The organism is Bradyrhizobium sp. Pha-3 (assembly GCF_042258325.1).
GTDB lineage: Bacteria > Pseudomonadota > Alphaproteobacteria > Rhizobiales > Xanthobacteraceae > Bradyrhizobium > Bradyrhizobium elkanii.
Window position 1 is genome coordinate 1,097,404 of sequence record NZ_CP170151.1, and the last position, 16,048, is coordinate 1,113,451.

General features: G+C 64.8%; 21 protein-coding genes and 1 riboswitch. Of the genes, 14 read left to right on the forward strand and 7 right to left on the reverse strand.

Going from position 1 to position 16,048, the window contains the following annotated elements:
• Positions 1 to 47 precede the first annotated feature (47 nt).
• Complete coding sequence (locus ACE10X_RS05195) at positions 48 to 1,247, reverse strand: cytochrome P450 (protein WP_375764063.1); 1,200 nt, start codon at positions 1,245 to 1,247, stop codon at positions 48 to 50.
• Between the two features lie 115 nt (positions 1,248 to 1,362).
• On the opposite strand from ACE10X_RS05195, the gene ACE10X_RS05200 reads away from it, so the two are divergent.
• From ACE10X_RS05200 to ACE10X_RS05210, 3 genes are all read left to right on the forward strand, one after another.
• Entirely contained in the window at positions 1,363 to 2,085 is a 723-nt protein-coding gene (locus tag ACE10X_RS05200) for a TetR/AcrR family transcriptional regulator (RefSeq protein WP_244435872.1), read from the forward strand.
• Between the two features lie 124 nt (positions 2,086 to 2,209).
• Positions 2,210 to 3,091, forward strand: a complete 882-nt coding sequence (locus ACE10X_RS05205; RefSeq protein ID WP_375764064.1) for a DMT family transporter — start codon at positions 2,210 to 2,212, stop codon at positions 3,089 to 3,091.
• A 57-nt stretch (positions 3,092 to 3,148) separates the two neighbouring features.
• Positions 3,149 to 3,289, forward strand: a complete 141-nt coding sequence (locus ACE10X_RS05210; RefSeq protein WP_155258615.1) for a hypothetical protein — start codon at positions 3,149 to 3,151, stop codon at positions 3,287 to 3,289.
• Positions 3,290 to 3,315: 26 nt separating this feature from the next.
• Here the strand turns inward: ACE10X_RS05210 and ACE10X_RS05215 are convergent, their stop codons facing one another.
• Positions 3,316 to 3,558, reverse strand: a complete 243-nt coding sequence (locus tag ACE10X_RS05215) for a hypothetical protein (RefSeq protein WP_038386118.1) — start codon at positions 3,556 to 3,558, stop codon at positions 3,316 to 3,318.
• A 322-nt stretch (positions 3,559 to 3,880) separates the two neighbouring features.
• On the opposite strand from ACE10X_RS05215, the gene ACE10X_RS05220 reads away from it, so the two are divergent.
• The 3 genes from ACE10X_RS05220 (at position 3,881) to crcB (ending at position 4,820) form a co-directional block, all read left to right on the forward strand.
• The gene (locus ACE10X_RS05220; protein ID WP_038386119.1) at positions 3,881 to 4,075 is read left to right on the forward strand and encodes a hypothetical protein; all 195 of its coding nucleotides are present in this window, start codon (positions 3,881 to 3,883) and stop codon (positions 4,073 to 4,075) included.
• A gap of 59 nt (positions 4,076 to 4,134) precedes the next feature.
• Positions 4,135 to 4,195, forward strand: a riboswitch (Fluoride riboswitch).
• A 68-nt stretch (positions 4,196 to 4,263) separates the two neighbouring features.
• The gene (locus ACE10X_RS05225) at positions 4,264 to 4,437 is read left to right on the forward strand and encodes a hypothetical protein (protein ID WP_157788034.1); all 174 of its coding nucleotides are present in this window, start codon (positions 4,264 to 4,266) and stop codon (positions 4,435 to 4,437) included.
• Positions 4,434 to 4,820, forward strand: a complete 387-nt coding sequence (gene crcB / locus ACE10X_RS05230) for a fluoride efflux transporter CrcB (RefSeq protein ID WP_304557464.1) — start codon at positions 4,434 to 4,436, stop codon at positions 4,818 to 4,820. The genes ACE10X_RS05225 and crcB overlap by 4 nt, the downstream gene beginning before the upstream one ends.
• Positions 4,821 to 5,011: 191 nt before the next feature.
• Here crcB and ACE10X_RS05235 read toward each other — a convergent pair whose 3' ends face one another.
• Positions 5,012 to 5,266 (reverse strand): hypothetical protein, encoded by a 255-nt coding sequence (locus ACE10X_RS05235; protein ID WP_375764065.1) that lies wholly within the window; start codon positions 5,264 to 5,266, stop codon positions 5,012 to 5,014.
• 197 nt (positions 5,267 to 5,463) lie between these two features.
• Between ACE10X_RS05235 and ACE10X_RS05240 the strand changes: the two genes are divergently transcribed.
• The 5 genes from ACE10X_RS05240 (at position 5,464) to ACE10X_RS05260 (ending at position 8,836) form a co-directional block, all read left to right on the forward strand.
• The gene (locus ACE10X_RS05240) at positions 5,464 to 5,685 is read left to right on the forward strand and encodes a hypothetical protein (protein WP_038386121.1); all 222 of its coding nucleotides are present in this window, start codon (positions 5,464 to 5,466) and stop codon (positions 5,683 to 5,685) included.
• A gap of 168 nt (positions 5,686 to 5,853) precedes the next feature.
• Complete coding sequence (locus ACE10X_RS05245; protein WP_038386122.1) at positions 5,854 to 6,534, forward strand: transglutaminase family protein; 681 nt, start codon at positions 5,854 to 5,856, stop codon at positions 6,532 to 6,534.
• Between the two features lie 20 nt (positions 6,535 to 6,554).
• Positions 6,555 to 7,505 carry a DMT family transporter gene (locus ACE10X_RS05250; RefSeq protein WP_244435873.1) on the forward strand — a complete coding sequence of 317 codons (951 nt, stop codon included), beginning with the start codon at positions 6,555 to 6,557 and terminating at the stop codon, positions 7,503 to 7,505.
• An 83-nt stretch (positions 7,506 to 7,588) separates the two neighbouring features.
• Complete coding sequence (locus ACE10X_RS05255) at positions 7,589 to 7,771, forward strand: hypothetical protein (RefSeq protein WP_016842983.1); 183 nt, start codon at positions 7,589 to 7,591, stop codon at positions 7,769 to 7,771.
• Between the two features lie 672 nt (positions 7,772 to 8,443).
• On the forward strand, positions 8,444 to 8,836 hold the full coding sequence (locus tag ACE10X_RS05260) for a hypothetical protein (RefSeq protein WP_038386124.1): 393 nt from the start codon (positions 8,444 to 8,446) through the stop codon (positions 8,834 to 8,836).
• Between the two features lie 173 nt (positions 8,837 to 9,009).
• On the opposite strand, the gene ACE10X_RS05265 is transcribed toward ACE10X_RS05260, so the two are convergent.
• From ACE10X_RS05265 to ACE10X_RS05275, 3 genes are all read right to left on the reverse strand, one after another.
• Positions 9,010 to 9,450: a hypothetical protein gene (locus ACE10X_RS05265; RefSeq protein WP_038386125.1), complete on the reverse strand. Its 441-nt coding sequence runs from the start codon at positions 9,448 to 9,450 to the stop codon at positions 9,010 to 9,012.
• Between the two features lie 166 nt (positions 9,451 to 9,616).
• Complete coding sequence (locus ACE10X_RS05270; RefSeq protein ID WP_375764066.1) at positions 9,617 to 9,952, reverse strand: YqjD family protein; 336 nt, start codon at positions 9,950 to 9,952, stop codon at positions 9,617 to 9,619.
• Positions 9,953 to 10,065: 113 nt separating this feature from the next.
• Positions 10,066 to 11,178 carry an AI-2E family transporter gene (locus ACE10X_RS05275; RefSeq protein WP_038386126.1) on the reverse strand — a complete coding sequence of 371 codons (1,113 nt, stop codon included), beginning with the start codon at positions 11,176 to 11,178 and terminating at the stop codon, positions 10,066 to 10,068.
• 210 nt (positions 11,179 to 11,388) lie between these two features.
• Here ACE10X_RS05275 and ACE10X_RS05280 point away from each other — a divergent pair, with 210 nt between their 5' ends.
• The 3 genes from ACE10X_RS05280 (at position 11,389) to ACE10X_RS05290 (ending at position 13,380) form a co-directional block, all read left to right on the forward strand.
• A complete protein-coding gene (locus ACE10X_RS05280) occupies positions 11,389 to 12,198 on the forward strand; it encodes a L,D-transpeptidase (protein WP_038386127.1) in 810 nt (269 codons plus the stop codon).
• Between the two features lie 281 nt (positions 12,199 to 12,479).
• Positions 12,480 to 13,112 carry a DUF2865 domain-containing protein gene (locus ACE10X_RS05285; protein WP_038386128.1) on the forward strand — a complete coding sequence of 211 codons (633 nt, stop codon included), beginning with the start codon at positions 12,480 to 12,482 and terminating at the stop codon, positions 13,110 to 13,112.
• 112 nt (positions 13,113 to 13,224) lie between these two features.
• The gene (locus tag ACE10X_RS05290; RefSeq protein WP_085970696.1) at positions 13,225 to 13,380 is read left to right on the forward strand and encodes a Thivi_2564 family membrane protein; all 156 of its coding nucleotides are present in this window, start codon (positions 13,225 to 13,227) and stop codon (positions 13,378 to 13,380) included.
• A gap of 399 nt (positions 13,381 to 13,779) precedes the next feature.
• On the opposite strand, the gene ACE10X_RS05295 is transcribed toward ACE10X_RS05290, so the two are convergent.
• Positions 13,780 to 15,942 carry a malate synthase G gene (locus ACE10X_RS05295; RefSeq protein ID WP_038386129.1) on the reverse strand — a complete coding sequence of 721 codons (2,163 nt, stop codon included), beginning with the start codon at positions 15,940 to 15,942 and terminating at the stop codon, positions 13,780 to 13,782.
• Positions 15,943 to 16,048: the final 106 nt, after the last annotated feature.

Genomic DNA, 16,048 nt, shown 5'->3' on the forward strand with positions numbered 1-16,048 from the left:
GCCGAAAGGTACGCCGGCTTTTTTTGAGCGAGCCTTCGATAGCGACGTTACTTCGGCATCACGCGGACCGGCATTGTGCTGAGCGCCCGCAGGCCCGAGCTGTCGCGGAAGGCTGTGGGGCCTGCAATCTCGAACTGCTTGATGTGGCTGGCGAGCGCCGTGATCACGGCCTCGGCTTCCAGCCGCGCCACCATCTGCCCGACACAGCCGTGGATGCCGACGCCGAAGCCCATGTGTCCGGAGAGCCGCCGTCTGACGTCGAATTGGTCGGCATGTTCCCAGCGCGTCTCGTCGCGGTTGGCGGAGGCGAGCAGCAGCAGCACCTTCTCGTGCTTGCCGATCCTGACGCCTGCAATCTCGGTGTCATGCGGCGTGGTACGGAACACGAACGGCGCCGGTGAATCGAAGCGCAGGGTCTCGTCGAATGCCGCGCGCGACAACGACGGATCGCCTGCAAGCAGCGACCATTGCTCGGGATGGCGCGCAAGCGTGTACAGCGCCATGCCGATCGCACTGATCGTGGTGTCGAGCCCGGCCGAGAGCAGCGAACGCACCAGCAATGGCGCTTCCTCCGCGCTGATCTCGCCGGCGTCGGCCGCCTCATAGACCTGCGCGCCAAAACTGCCCGGGCGCAGCGCCTCGCGCTGGCAGCGCGCCGCGACCCAGGGCAGCACGCGGGGCGCCTGCTGCATCAGATCGCGAAAATAGTCGTTCTCGGGCCCGAAGCCGGCGAACACCATCGCGCCATAGGTCAGGAAGTTCTCGCGGCCCTCCTGGTCGATGCCGAGCGCGTCGGGAAACACGCTGACCGGAAACACCTCGGCGATGTCCTTGATGGCGTCAAACGATTTGCGTTCGACCAGCCCGTCGACCAGCCGCGTCGCCGTCGCCTTGAAGTCATCGGCAAGCCGCCGCATCGCGCCGGGCGAGAGGATCCGCGCCAGCACCGCACGGGTTCGCGTGTGCAGCGGCGGATCGGCTTCCAGCACGATGCTTGGCGGCCGCCACGGCTTGTCCTTGAAGTGGTTCGCAAGCCCCGCGCCGCCGGCGTTGCTGAAATTGACATGGTCTCCGAAGATCGTCTTGACCTCGGCAAAGCGCGGCACCGCCCAGATGTCATATTTGGTCAGGCGGATGACCGGCGCCGCGGCACGCAGCTCCGCATAGGTGCCGTAGGGATCGGCCCGCGTCGCCGCGCTGAACGGATCGAAATCGCTGCGGACAATTTCGCCTACAAAGGGGCTCATCGGATCCTCCCGTCTTGTCATTATTTAATTGACCATAGTCAATTAACTTGCATATTGCAAGGGCGGGGTTGCCATCGGGGCGGGTGCGCGGCATGGAGGCGCGAGGCGGATGGGGATGTCGATCGTGGAGCGAGCCAAAGGCGCACGGCGCTTTCAGCGCAGGGCGCGCCAGGAGGCCGACAAGGAGGCGCTGAAGGCGCTGATCCTCGAGACCGCGCGCACGGAGTTCGCCGCCGGCACGCTGGAGACCGTTTCGATCCAGAAGATCGCCGACGCGATCGGCTACTCGAAGGGCACCGTCCTCAAATATTACCCGACCAAGCTGCTGCTGCTGCTCGCGGTGAAGCAGCAGAACCTCGAGGCGGTCGCCGAACGCCTCGAGCGGGTCCACGCGGAGACGGCCGACAGCGATCTGCGGCTGCGGCGCGTGATGGAAACCTATCTCGATTACTGGGCCGACAATCCCGATCACTTCCGCTCGCTGTTTTCGATGTCCGGTACGATCGAGGACCGCCGTTTTCCCGACGGCGTCTATTTCGGCGAGACCGAGATCGCGCGCCGCAGCTACGAATTGTTCGTGATCTCGGTGCGGGAATTTCTGGCGGCACATGGCGCCGAGCCGGCGCCCGGCCTGCCGCAGCGGCTCGCGACCGCGCTTTTGGCGGCGACCCACGGCGTGGTCGCGCTGACGCTCGGCACGCCGACCATGAAACTGCCCGACATGCGTGGCACCGGCCGCCTGCTCATCGCAAGCCTGATCGATGCCTGGACGGCCAGGCTTGCCGCCGCGCGGAAAACCGACGGCTGGCCGCGGGTCACGATCGGCACCTTCGCCTGACGGAGCGATATCCGAAGGTCAACGCCCGGTTATTCGCGCGTGCCACGCGTCCCTGCATACGCGCCGCGCCCCTCATACGCCAAGCGATGTGGAATCGCGGGCCTTCGCCTGCTAAGCGCGGCCCATGGATACGACGCAGCGCGATAGAACGGTGGGCTTTCTCTGCCTGGTGGTGACGGCCTTCGGCTGGGCCCTGAACTGGCCGCTGATGAAGCTGTTGCTGCAGCAATGGCCGCCGCTGTTCGCCCGCGGGCTTGCCGGCACCTGCGCGGCGGTGATCCTGGGCACGCTGGCGCTGGCCCGCGGACAGTCGCTCGCCGTGCCGCGCGAGGCGATCCCGCGGCTGCTGTTCGCTTCCTTCACCAATGTCTTCGCCTGGATGGGCTTTGGCACCATCGCGATGAAGTTCGTCACGGTCGGCGAGGGGGCGCTACTCGCCTACACGATGCCGATCTGGGCGATGCTGTTCGCCTGGCCGGTGCTGCACAGCCGCCCGACGCTGCGGGATCTTGCGGCGCTGGTGCTCGGCGTCGCCGGCGTTGCGCTCCTGCTCGGCGGCAATGGCTTTGCGTTCAGCGCCGACAAGCTGACCGGTATCGCGCTGGCGCTCGCCTGCGCCATCCTGTTCGCGCTCGGCAACGTGCTGAACCGCAAGCCGCTGCCGATGCCGCCGCTCGCGGTGGTAGCCTGGCAGGTCGGCATCGGCTGTCTCGTGATGCTTCTGCTCGGCATTCTCTTCGAGCATCCGAATTATGCCGCGATCACGCCGCTCGGCCTCGGTTGCTTTGCCTACATGACGCTGTTGCCGATGGGCATCTGCTATCTCACCTGGTTCGAGACGCTGCGCCGCCTGCCGCCGACATCGGCGTCAACGGGCATGCTGCTGGTGCCGGTCATCGGCGTGGTGTCGGCCGCGATCATTCTCGGTGAGCCGCTGGGCTTGCGCGAGATCGGCGCCATGGCACTGACGCTCGGCGGCGTGACGCTGGCGCTGCAGCGGGCCTGATGCAAAGGAGGGAACGGACATCGGCGCATTGCGTTCTCCCGAAAAGGGAGCTTGGCCATGCGCAAAGCGATCGCGCGGCTTGATGCTGAGCAGAGGGCACAACTGCTTTATCTCGCAGATCTCGGCACGGCGATGTTCACGTCGGCCCTCGTGGTGTGCATCCTGAAGGCGATTGTGGACCTGTTCGCCGCCGGCTGAACCGCAGCGTCTGCGCCAACGCGCCGTCAGTCCTCTTGCGGCGCGTCGCTCTGGGTGTGCCCATCGGGCCCCCGGTCAAACACTCCATAATCGCTCGATTTCACTCCTGCCGCCCCATCAGTGGCGCCGCCGGCCAGACCGAGCTTGAGCAGCTCGCGGACCGCCGCAGCGCGGGTCGGCATGCGGTGCTTAAATCGGAAATCGTCGAGGGCCGATAATTCTTCGGGAGAGAGCATGACTTGAAGACGTTCAGCGCGAAGCTCATTCATCGCAAACCGCCTAGAATTAGCTTGTTGAGTAACTTGCTAAACGAACCAATTCGGGGTGTGTTCCCCAGGTTGAGATAAAAACATCGATTTAGTAAGTTTATTAAGTAATATCAATGGCTTAGATGAAAAACTAAGGGAACGATCCGGCTGGCCTTCTCGTTATCTTGCGGGAGTGATGCCATGACCAACCACGTCAAGCTTCCCCGCAAGCTATCCGAGGAGCCGGAAGCCCCGAAACCGCGACGTCCGAGCCACGCGCAGGTCATCGATCAACTGGACCGTTGGGCTAACAGTCCCGGTCTGCAACCGCCAAGGGTGAGTAATGCAGAAGACGATTCAGAAACGGAAGCGATCTGAGCCCCATACGTTCGAGCAACGGCTTGAGGAACATCGCGCGCGGCTCGAGAGCCAGCTCGCGCAGCTGCCGCGCGGCGCCGAACGCGAGCAGGTCGCCGCGCGCATCGAGCAGCTCCGCACAGCCGTCGAGCTGAGTGCGATGCTGTCGGCGAATGCATGAGCCGACACCTGGAACGGGGATGCCCACTTGCTCCCGCGGTTCCGCTCGCCTACCATCCCCGTGTTGATGGGGATGGAGTCCCCCGATAACCGCCGCAAGGCTGATGACTCCTACCGGGCGCGACAGCGTCGGTAGGAGCATGCGCCCCCGCCGACCCGCCGTGTCCCGCGAATGAGAAGGGACAGCGCATGTCGGGTCTTCCTGGTTCACTCTCAATCGCATTGTCGCTGGTCGGGTCGATCTGGCTCGTCGGTGTCGTCGCCCTGCTGGTCGGCGCGCCGGGCGAGCTGGTTGCCGCGACCTTCGTGCTTGGGGTGCTGGCGGGCTTCGTCGAATGGCGAGCCGGAAAGGCGGAGCATTGAACGTTCAGTTGTTGGCGGCGGTCGCGATCGGCGGTTCGCTGGGATCGGTCGCGCGCTATCTGGTGGCGATCGGCGCGGGGCGCCTGGTCGGCACGGAATTTCCCTGGGGCACGCTGGTGATCAATATCGTAGGCTCGTTCCTCATCGGCGTCTTCGCGGAGTCGTTCGCGCTGAGCTGGAATGCCAGCCAGGCGATGCGGGTGTTTCTCACCGTCGGCATTTGCGGCGGCTTCACCACCTTCTCGACCTTCTCGCTCGATGCGATCGTATTGATGCAGCGCGGCGAGCTGTGGGCGGCCGGCGCCTACGTCACAGCCTCCGTCGCGCTCTCGATTCTCGCGCTGTTCGGCGGTCTGCTGCTGGTGCGGGCGTTCACGACTTGATGGTCAGCTAAGCGGTCGCTTTTCCGTCATCCTGAGGAGCGCGGAACGCGCGTCTCGAAGGATGCACGGCCCGGCTAGCGGCCGTCGACCCTTCGAGGCTCGCCCAGCGGCGCAATTGCGCCGCAAGGCTCGCACCTCCAGCGACAAAGGCGAAGCCTTTGCGCGGGGGTGACGGGTCGTCTCGCCAGACGCTAATCGGTCGGATGGCGGCCGGTGCGCGGATTGATCGGCGACGTCGGGCGCCGCCGCAGCGCCTCGGGCAGGAACGGCTCGCCGCGCTTCGGCGAGGGGTCGGCACGCACATCGGCGGCCCATTGCGCGCGTTCGTGCGGCGTCTGGTTGTCGTTGAAGGTTCGCTTCACATCGACCCCGTCGACGGGGTCGTTGACGCCGTTCCGGCTGGCGGGACGGTCGACGCCGCTGTGGATGTCACTGGAGTTGCCCATCGCGGCCTCCGAACTCGGTTGATCAAGGTCTGATCTGGATAAACGTGGCCCGCGCAGGCGCCGTTCCAAACAAGCGCCGTTCCAAAAAAGTGAAGGGCCGAAGGTACCGTCTGCCGCCCGGAATCCTTGGCGCGTCAGGGACCAGCCGGTAGGATGGAACCCGGATGGTAGCCAGGGACCAAGGGAAAGACCGGGGAATGAAGCATGTCGACGTCGCGGTGATTGCTGCCACGCTGTGGCTGCTGGCGTCGATGGTGCTGGACATCCTGACGCCGAAGTCGATCACCGCGCTCATGATCGCGGCAGCGCTTGCGCCGCCGTTCCTGATCGGGATCGGCATCCATTTCGCACGCCAATATTTCAAGGCGAAGCGGCGCAGCTACCCGTCACCGCGGTTGGACGAACACTTCGAGAACTAGAGCGTTTTCGAGCGAAGTGGGCGCCGGTTCGCGTGAAGCGAACTCGTCAAGACTAAAATCCAGAGCCCCGTTTCGATCTAATCGGAGCAGGGCTTCGGCGGGGCAGGGCTGCGGGCGGGGCCGCACGTGCTGCATTGAACTGCGCAGATGGCTTGCTAAGCTTATGCCATGACCGAGCATCTTCCCGATACGATCAGCCGCCTCTACACCGACCCTGGCGAATATGTCGATAGCGACCATCCCGCCGTCGAGGCGTTCGCCCGCGCCGCCGTTCCGTCTGACGCCAGCGTGCGCGACAAGGCGCGCCGGCTCTACACCGCGGTGCGCGACGGCATCCGCTACAACCCCTATGTCAGCATGCGCTCGCCCGAGAGCTACCGGGCCTCCAGCGTGCTCGCCGCCGGCAATGGCTACTGCGTCGGCAAGGCGGCGCTCTATGCCGCTGCCTGCCGGGTCCACGGCATCCCGGCGCGTGTCGGCTTCGCCGATGTGCGCAACCATCTCACCACCGAGAAGCTGCGCCTGAGCATGGGCTCGGACCTGTTCACCTGGCACGGCTTCACCGACGTGTTCGTCGATGGCGCCTGGCGCAAGGCGACCCCGACCTTCAACGACACGCTGTGCGCCAAGCTTGGCGTCAAGCCGCTCGATTTCGACGGCCACGTCGACGCGCTGCTGCATCCCTTCGACGGCGAAGGGCGCGCCTACATGCAGTATGTCAGCGACCACGGCAGCTATCACGACGTCCCCGCCAAATTCCTGATGCGCGAGATGGCGCGCGAATACGCCAACATGCAGGGCGAGGATCTCGCCGGCCGCGACATGGAGCGCGAGGCGGCCGAGCAGTAGCGGACGTGTGAGCCGATCGCGTGCCGGCCGAGGGGGGCGGTGTGATGGATGCGGAGCCGCCGAAAGCGCAGGTCAGCCGCCCCGCCAAAGGCTGGGAGGACGCGGTCGCGCTGACCGGCTTCATCCTGGTCGCGGTCGGGCAGGCCTCCAACCAGGTTCTGGCGCGCGGGCTTGCCGGCTCGGTGCCGCCGTTTTCGCTGGCCTTCTTTCGCTGGAGCATCATCGCCATCGGCCTCGCGCCGTTTGCGATCGCAGCGATCCGCGACGGCAAGATCCCGCTGGCGCAAAACCTCTGGCCGATCCTCGCCGCCGGTTTCCTCGGCATGTTCCTGTGCGGTGCCCCGGTCTACATCGCCGGCATCACGACCACGGCGATCCACATCGCGCTGATCTTCGCGCTGTCGCCGATCATGGTGCTGCTGATCTCGGCGGCGCTCGGCATCGAGCATATCGGCCCGCTGCAATGGCTCGGCACGGCGCTGGCGCTCGGCGGTGCGCTCTTGATCGTCTCGGGCGGTCATCTGGAAACGCTGACGCAATCGAGCGCGGCCTGGGGCGATCTCCTGGTGGTATGCGCGATGCTCGGCTGGTCCGGCTACACGCTGCTGCAGTCGCGCGTCGCGCCGCGCGCCTCGCTGCTGGCGCGGGTCAGCCTGTTCTCGGCGGCCGGCGCGCTGTGCTCGCTGCCGCCGGCGCTCCAGGAGATGTGGGCCACCCCGGCAGAGGTGTTCAACACCCGGGCGTTCGAGGCCTATGTCTTCGCCGGCCTCGTGCCCGGCCTGATCGCCTATGCCGGCTTCGCCTGGCTCGGCGCGAGATTCGGCTCGGTGCGGAGCTCGCTGGTGCTCTACGTTGCACCGATCGCAAGCGCGCTGCTGTCCTGGATCATCCTCGGCGAGCCGCCGAAGCTGATCCATCTGGTTGGCGGTCTTTTGATCCTCGGCGGTGTCTGGGCGAGCCTGCGCAAATAGACCCAGCTCCTTCCCAAGGTGCAACCTTTTCCGGCCTTGTGCGTTGAATCCAGCGTTGATTCAAGAGCTTAGTCGGAGGCCGTATGAATCTTACTCCCCAGCAGCGCAAGGACCGTGATGCGCAGCGTCAGCAAGACGCATCGCAGGCGATGAAGGAGCATCGCGCCAACGAGAAGGCGTTCTACGACAACTTCCAGCGCCTCAAGGCCGAGCGGCAGGCGCGCGAAGCCGCGGAATCACGGAAGGCGCAATCCGCTTCGAAATAAGCGCCAGGAGCCACACCAACCATCCGGATGGCCCGGATCTGACCGACCGAGAAGGAGCGGAAGCGAGGGGGCGAGCACGGCGCAAACGAGCTCGCCCCGAAGACGAGAAATCTCCAGGCTTATGGAGGACGTCAGATGTACTTTGCCGATCAGAAAACGGTCACATGCAAATGCGGTGAGCCCTTGAGCGAATTGATGCTCGTCGACGACCAGACAACCGGAATCAAGTTTCACGTCGGTCGTTGCCCGTCATGCCGTGAAGTGACGGTTGTTCGATCCCAGGACATGCCAGCGAACGACAATGTCTGACGCGGACGGACCTCTCGCTAGTGCGAGCACCGGACCTTTGGTTTCAGGTTTTCGATTGCGACCGGTGAGCGACAGGCCGGCTGACGCATCGTTTGAGGCACACCAGAAAAAGAGCAGGGCGCGACCGGCATCACCACGGTCGCGCCCTACGTCGCCGGTCAATGGGGCAGGGGGAATAACCGGCTCTTCCAATGACTCGCAGACCCCCTGAGTCGTTCCGCGCAAGTGAAAATATTTTCGTACACGGTTAAGTGATGGCTGGACGCGAGAACCCCGCAGGTTTCGTTCGCGTTGTGTCCGGGATCGCCAAGGGATCGTCGAGCGAATTTCCGAGCGAATTTCCATGGGGCGAGGGACATCATCATGTCAAAGATACAGATGGGAATTTTCGCTGCGCTGGCGGCTGGGCTGACGCTTGGCGCCGTCCAGCTGGCATCTGGCCACGATCTCATCGGCGGCCAGCAGGTCACCACCGCACTGGCGCCGGAGAGCGCCGTCAATCGCGCCGCCAAGACCGACCGTGCCACGGTTCCAGTCACCGGCCTGCCGAGCCGGACCGTTGCGCTGAAGGTCGAGCGGCTTCCCGATACATCGGTGCTGGTCCGCGTCCCCGTGGCCAAGGAAGAGGCGCGCCATCGCCCCGCAGCGCCGGCTCGGGCCCGGCCCGGCGACACCCGCAAGGTGGCCTGCGAGCCCGTGGTCAGCGTGCTGACCGAAGTGGCCAAGCTGCTGCAGCCCGGCCGCTGCGTGACCTGAGAAGGGCGCACAGTCGTCTAATATCGACGGCGCCATCGCCCGGCTTGACCGGGCGATCCAGTACGCCGCGGCCCATCGGCTCAATCACAATCGTCTCTGGAATACTAGATCGCCCGGTCAAGCCGGGCGATGACATCGTTGGTTGCGGTTTGCACCCTACCGGGCAACGCAGGCTATTCCTCCTCGTCCGCCTCGCCGCTGCGGGCAGCGCTGCGGCTTGCCATCAGGCCGAGCGCGAGGCCGCCGACCGCCAGGAGCGGGATCAGCCGCTTCACGCCGATGGCCCGCACGATCTGCAGGCCGGTGGCGACCACCACCGGATCGGCGAACACATTGGCCGCGGCGGCCTTTGCCGCCTTCTCGGCGCGGCGGCGCATCTCGCGCTTGCGCACCACGTAGACGCTGGCGGCGATCACCGTGACGACAAGAAACAGCGCGGCGCCGGCGAGGCACGCTTCCACCGGCCCGTAGTGCTGCAGCACGTAGACGAAGGCGGCCGCGCACAGAAAGGCGATGGTGATGAACAGCGCGATCGCAGCGGCCGCGGCCAGCGACGTCAGCCGCAGCGCGTTGCCGGTGGAATCCTTGACGTCATTGATCAGCCGCTGAAGCATCGACCAGCCCTGCCTTGAATCCTGCCTTGAATCTTGCCCTGAGCCTTGCCCTGAAGAGCGCATCAACAAACGCGGCGGCGGCGCGCCAGCGCCGCCATCGCGTCCAGAAGGGCGGTTTCCGCATGGCCGCTACCATGGGGCTCATCCCCCGGAGACTGCAGATTGCCTAGCGGCGCCAGCTGACGCCGATCAGGAAGCCGAGACCGAGCGCAAGGCCGACCGTCGCCAGCGGCCGCTGCGTGATCATATCTTCCAGCGATTCCTCGATCGAAGATGCGGCATCCTGCGCTGCGCCCATCATCGCGCTGCCGCGCTCCGACATGTCGTCGAGCGTCGATTCCGCGTTGGCGCGCACATCCTTGTAGCGGCGGCGGGCCTGCTTGCCTGCGTTGTTCGCAAACGAGTTCAGCGCGTCGGTGATCTGTTCGGTGAGGGCTGCGATATCGTTCTTCACGGCGGTGACATCCTTTTCGAGGCGTTCGTAGGTCGCGTTATCCGTCATGGTCCTGATCCCAAATGCGCTGTCCGTGCTCGAAATCGAAAGCTCCCGGAGAACGTGTGCGTCTGGAGAAAAACGCTTCGCACCATGCAAAGGTTCCAGATGCGAAACCGAGGTTAATCTTCGGGCAGCTGCGGCGAATTGTCCGGCATCAAATGCTCCTTCACGATCAACGCCACGATCAGCAGCGGCGACGACAGGAAGGCGCCCATCGGGCCCCACAGCCAGGTCCAGAAAGCGAGCGCGAGAAAGACCGCGAGCGCATTCAGCGACAGCCTGCGACCGACGATCGTCGGCGTCACGAAATGACCTTCCATGAAGATCACGATGGCAAAACAGGCCGGCGCGATCAGCCCCGCGCCGATGGTCGGCGAGGAGATGATGCCGACCACAACCAGCACCACGAACATCGCGACCGGGCCGATGATCGGAATGAAGTTCAGTGCTGCGGCGAGCGCGCCGAGCCCGGCTGGGGTCGGCATGCCGGTCGCCGCGCAGATCGCGCCGGTGATGATGCCGACGCCGACATTGATCATCGTGACGGTCAGCAGATAATTGCCGAGGTGTGTTTCGAGCTCGTTGAGGATTCGCAGCGTGCGCAGCCGCGCCGCGCGGTCACGGAAGGTCATCACCAACCCGCGGCGCAGATCCTTCCAGCTCGCGATGAACAGGATCAAGGTTACGATGAACAGCAGGAATTCGGCGAAGGTGGGCGACAGGAATTCCAGCGTCGGCTGCACCCATTCGAATTTCGGTATCTGGAGCGTCGCCAGCGTATCGGTGCCGCCGACCATGCTCTGCAACTCCTGCCACAGTGCGAGCGGCCGGTCGAACACATGCAGCTTCTCCCTCAGGATCGCGCCGAGTTCGGGCAGCCGCGAGCTCCATTGGATCACAGGCGAGGCGATCAGTCCGACCATGAAGGCGACGGCGGCGCCGACCGCGACCACGATCAGCATGGCGCCGAGCGCGCGCGGAATCCGGTAGCGCTCGAGCAGGCTCGCCGCCGGCGACAGCATGGTGCCGACGATGAAGGCCATGGTGATCGGCAGGAAGAAGGCGCGCGCCAGATAGAGCACCGCCACCACGACGATCACCAGCAGCGCGACCAGCGCGAAGGCCACGACCTCGGCGCGGCTGATAATCGGCGGCGTTTCGGCTTTGCTGTCGGGGAGGGGCGTGCCTTCGGGCGCGTTGCCAAGCATACGTTCACCCGGAAAGGCGCGCACCAGTTTCCTCCCGCACGAGGACAAATGAATTTCGCACTAAATTGCGCGTGACAACGGCGTTGCCTCGGCAAAGGTTCCATCGCGGCTTCGTGAGACGTGACGGGTTGACAATCGCGGCTTCGCGACGATTCGCGGCGGAACCGTCTTGCGGCCACGCGCGTTGGCTTGGCATCGCATCACCATGATGCGCATCCCGTTCAGGGGCAGCACATGACACAGCAGTCTCTCTCCAGCCGCCGGCTAGCGTCGCGCGCCGCGCGCATCGTTGCCTTCGCCAGCGTCCTGTTCGCGGCGCCGTTCATTGTCGCCAGTTCGGCCAGCGCTCAAGTCCGCTCTTCCGCGCTCGGCTATGCGTCGACGCAGCCAGGCGGATTCCCCTCCGACGAGGTGATGAGCGATCCCTCGACCGAGGACGGCGCGCTGCCGGAGCGGCTGCGCCGCACCACCGTCGTACTCAACACGTCAGAGGCGCCCGGCACCGTCATCATCGATACCGGCAACACCGCGCTCTATTACGTGCTCGGCGGCGGCCGCGCGATCCGCTACGGCGTCGGCGTCGGCCGCGAGGGGTTCACTTGGGCGGGTATCCAGACCATCAGCCGCAAGGCCGAATGGCCGGACTGGCATCCGCCGGCCGAGATGATCAAGCGCCAGCCCTATCTGCCGCGCTTCATGGCCGGTGGCCCGGGCAACCCGCTCGGTGCGCGCGCGATGTATCTCGGCTCCAGCGAGTACCGCATCCACGGCACCAACGATCCCTCGACGATCGGCAAGTTCGTCTCGTCCGGTTGCATCCGCCTGACCAATGAAGACGTCTCCGACCTGTTCAGCCGGGTCGATGTCGGCACCAGGGTCGTGGTGTTGCCGAAGAACGCGCCGCACCTCGCCGCGCGCGAGATCGGCCCGACCACGACGCAGATTTCGGTCCGGCCGGCCGCGGCACGGCCGCGACCCGCGATGACGACGCTGCCTTCCGGGCGTCAGGCGATGAACATCCCGACGGCTTCCTCGTTGTACTAGTGTGCTGAATGCGAAGTTCGTGCGATTTCGCGGCAGCCGCTTTCACGAACTTCGCATTCATAAAGCACACTAGAATCATAAGTTTCCTAGTGTCCTTATCGAATCCGAAGTTCGCTCCGAAGGTGCGGCAAATGATGCGAACTTCGGATTCGGGACACTAGAGCGTTTTCGAGCGAAGTGGATACCGGTTCGCGTGAAGAAAACGCGTCAGAACAAGAATCCAGAGCCGCGTTCCGATTCAAAACGGGGTTCCAGCGATCGGTATTGTACCGAGGTCGGTGATGGTGAAACGGCACGTAAGGCGCTGCGCGTTCGGGACGGCGGCATTGCTCGGCCTGTCCCTTGCGCCTGCAGCGCAAGCTCAGGACTTCTTCTCGCAACTGTTCGGCGGCTTCATGCATGGCCGCCCGCCGGTGATCCGGATGCCGTTCGACGACGGCCCGGCGCCGATGGCGCCGCGGGTCGAGCGCCGTCCGCGCTATGACGTCGGCCAGGCCTATTGCGTGCGGACCTGTGACGGCCGCTATTTCCCGCTTGCTGCGACCGGCAACCAGAGCAAGGCGGAAAGCTGCAACAGCTTCTGCCCGGCGAGCGCAACCGAAGTGGTCTATGGCGGCAATATCGACAACGCCGCGACGGAAGATGGCAAGCCGTATTCCGAGCTGCCGAACGCGTTCCGCTATCGCGACGAGCTGGTCTCGGGCTGCACCTGCAACGGCAAGGACTCGGTCGGCCTCGCCGCGGTGAAAATCGAGGACGATCCGACCTTGCGCAAGGGCGACATCGTTGCCGGCAAGGACGGGCTGATGTCGGTGAGCCGTCCGGACCGGCGCGGCGCGCAGCTCAACTTCACGCCGGCGCCGGATCGCATCCGCGCCAAATATGGCCGGCCGGCGGTGCTGGCGCGCGAGTAGCGTCGACCGCACCGCGGCGGCCGCTTTCGGTTCCTGGCGCGGAACCGGCCTGCCTCCTGCACGTTAGCAAAGGGCGAACAGCACATTCACCGATGCCATCAGGGGGCCCCGCATGCTCGTCGGCGTACTCGTCACCTTCCTTGTCGTTATTCTCGTTCTTTATCTCATCAACATGCTGCCGCTCGACGGCCGCGCCAAGCAGATCGCGCGCGCCGTCGTCATCATCATCGGCATCATCTCGCTGCTGAAGTATTTGGCGGTGTTTTAGAGCGCGATGGTTTTTGGTCGAAACAGCCGGTCCGCTGCCGAAGGCGAGACCCGGTGGCGGGTGATGGCACCGCGTGGTGTGACGCCTTGAATCGAGAACTATCCTCATCGTCGTCCCTGCCTAGTGCGCAATAGCGCACGGGAGCAGGGACGACGGGTTGGAGGAGCCGCAGACTCACATTGCGATTTCGGAATAATGGAATAATGCCGCTGATTTGCCCGACGAGTCAAGTTGCCGTGTCCGCAGCCAGCCGCCGGCACCTTTGCATGGGGTTGTTTTCGATAATTTGGCAGTGCGCCCCTGCGACGGCGGGCCATCGCATTTTCCAGCGTCATTCGCGGCGCCAACAAAAAAGCCCCGGCTCGCACCGGGGCTTTTGCTTGTCGTCGGGCTATTGGATCAGCCCGCGGCCTTGGCCTCGCGGCGGCGCGCGGTGAGGATGTATTCGGTGTAGCCGTTCGGCTGCGTGCGGCCCTCGAAGATCAGGTCGCAGGCCGCCTTGAAGGCGGTGCCATTGAACGCGGGCGCCATCGGCTTGTAGAGCGAATCGCCGGCGTTCTGCTTGTCGACGACGACGGCCATGCGCTTCAGCGACTCCATCACCTGATCCCTGGTGATGACGCCCTGATGCAGCCAGTTCGCGAGGTGCTGGCTCGAGATGCGGAGCGTGGCGCGGTCCTCCATCAGGCCGACATCGTGGATGTCGGGCACCTTGGAGCAGCCGACGCCCTGGTCGATCCAGCGCACGACGTAGCCCAGGATGCCCTGGCAGTTGTTGTCGATCTCCTGCTTGACGTCGTCGGGCGCCCAGTTCGACTGCGACACCGGGATGGTGAGGATGTCGGAGAGCTTTGCGCGCGGCCCGCCCTTGGCGAGTTCCTGCTGTCGGGCGATTACGTTGACCTGGTGATAGTGCAGCGCGTGCAGCGTGGCTGCGGTCGGCGACGGCACCCAGGCGGTGGTGGCACCGGCCTGCGGATGGCCGATCTTCTGCGCCAGCATGTCGGCCATCTTGTCGGGGGCGGCCCACATGCCCTTGCCGATCTGGGCATGGCCGGGCAGGCCGTCGATCAGGCCGTTGTCGACGTTCCAGTCCTCATAGGCCTTGATCCACGGTTGCGCCTTCATGTCGTTCTTGCGGATCATCGGACCCGCTTCCATCGAGGTGTGGATCTCGTCGCCGGTACGATCGAGGAAGCCGGTGTTGATGAACATGATGCGCTTGGAGGCGCGCTGGATGCAGGCCTTGAGGTTGACCGTGGTGCGGCGCTCCTCGTCCATGATGCCGACCTTCAGAGTGTTCTCCGGCAGGCCGAGCATCTTCTCGACCTCGGCGAACAGGTCGCAGGTCAGCGTCACCTCGTCGGGGCCGTGCATCTTCGGCTTGACGATATAGGCCGAACCGGTGCGGCTGTTCTTGACCTTCGAATTGCCCTTGAGGTCGTGGATCGCGAGCAGGCCGGCGACCGCGGCATCCAGAATGCCTTCCGGGATTTCCTCACCCTTGGCGTCGAGCACGGCGTCGGTGAACATGTGGTGGCCGACATTGCGCATCAAGAGCAGGCTGCGGCCGTGCAGCTTCAGCTCGCTGCCGTCGGGCTTCTTGTAGACGCGGTCGGCATTGAGCGAGCGGGTCAGCGTCTTGCCGCCCTTCTCGAAATCGGCCGACAGCGTACCGTTCATCAGGCCGAGCGTGTTGCGATAGACCAGAACCTTGTCCTCGGCGTCGACGGCGGCGACCGAGTCTTCCATGTCGAGAATGGTGGAGACCGCCGATTCCAGGATCATGTCGGCGACGCCGGCCGGGTCATCCTTGCCGATCACGTTGTTGCGGTCGATCTTGACCTCGACATGCATGCCGTTGTTGACGAGCAGGATCGCGGAAGGCTGGGCGGCGTCGCCCTGATAGCCGGCGAACTGGGCGGCGTTCTTCAGCGCGGTCGAATTGCCGCTCTTCAGCTTGACCGAGAGCTGGCCCGCGATCACGGCGTAGGAGGTCACGTCGGTGTGGCTTCCGGTCGCAAGCGGCACGGCGGCGTCGAGGAACGCCTTCGCCTTCGCGATCACCTTGTCGCCGCGAGCCTTGTTGTAACCGCGGCCAGCCTCGCTCGGATCCTGCGGGATCGCATCGGTGCCGTAGAACGCGTCGTACAGAGAACCCCAGCGCGCGTTGGCGGCGTTCAGTGCGTAGCGGGCGTTGGTGAGCGGCACCACCAGCTGCGGGCCGCAGATCTTGCCGATTTCCTCGTCGACATTTGATGTCTCGACCTTGTGGGTCGCGGGCTCGGGCAGCAGGTAGCCGATGTCCTTGAGGAACGCGGTGTAGGCGTTGATGTCGAACGCCTTGCCCTTGTTGGCGCGATGCCAGTCGTCGATTTTGGCCTGCAGCGCGTCGCGGACCGCGAGCAGCTCGCGGTTCTTCGGCCCGAGCTTCTGGATGATGGCGGCAAGTCCGGCCCAGAACGCATCCGGGGCGATCCCGGTTTTCGGCGTCGCCTCCTTGGCGATGAAATCGAACAGGACAGGGGCGATCTTCAATCCATGGGCATCGACACGAGTCATGATGGGCTTTCTCAAAGAAATGGGGCGTTTAGGGGCTGTTTTCAGAAGAAATCAGCAAAAAACGCGCCAAAGGGCCGCGTTCACGGCCCTTTTAGCCCTAAAGTCC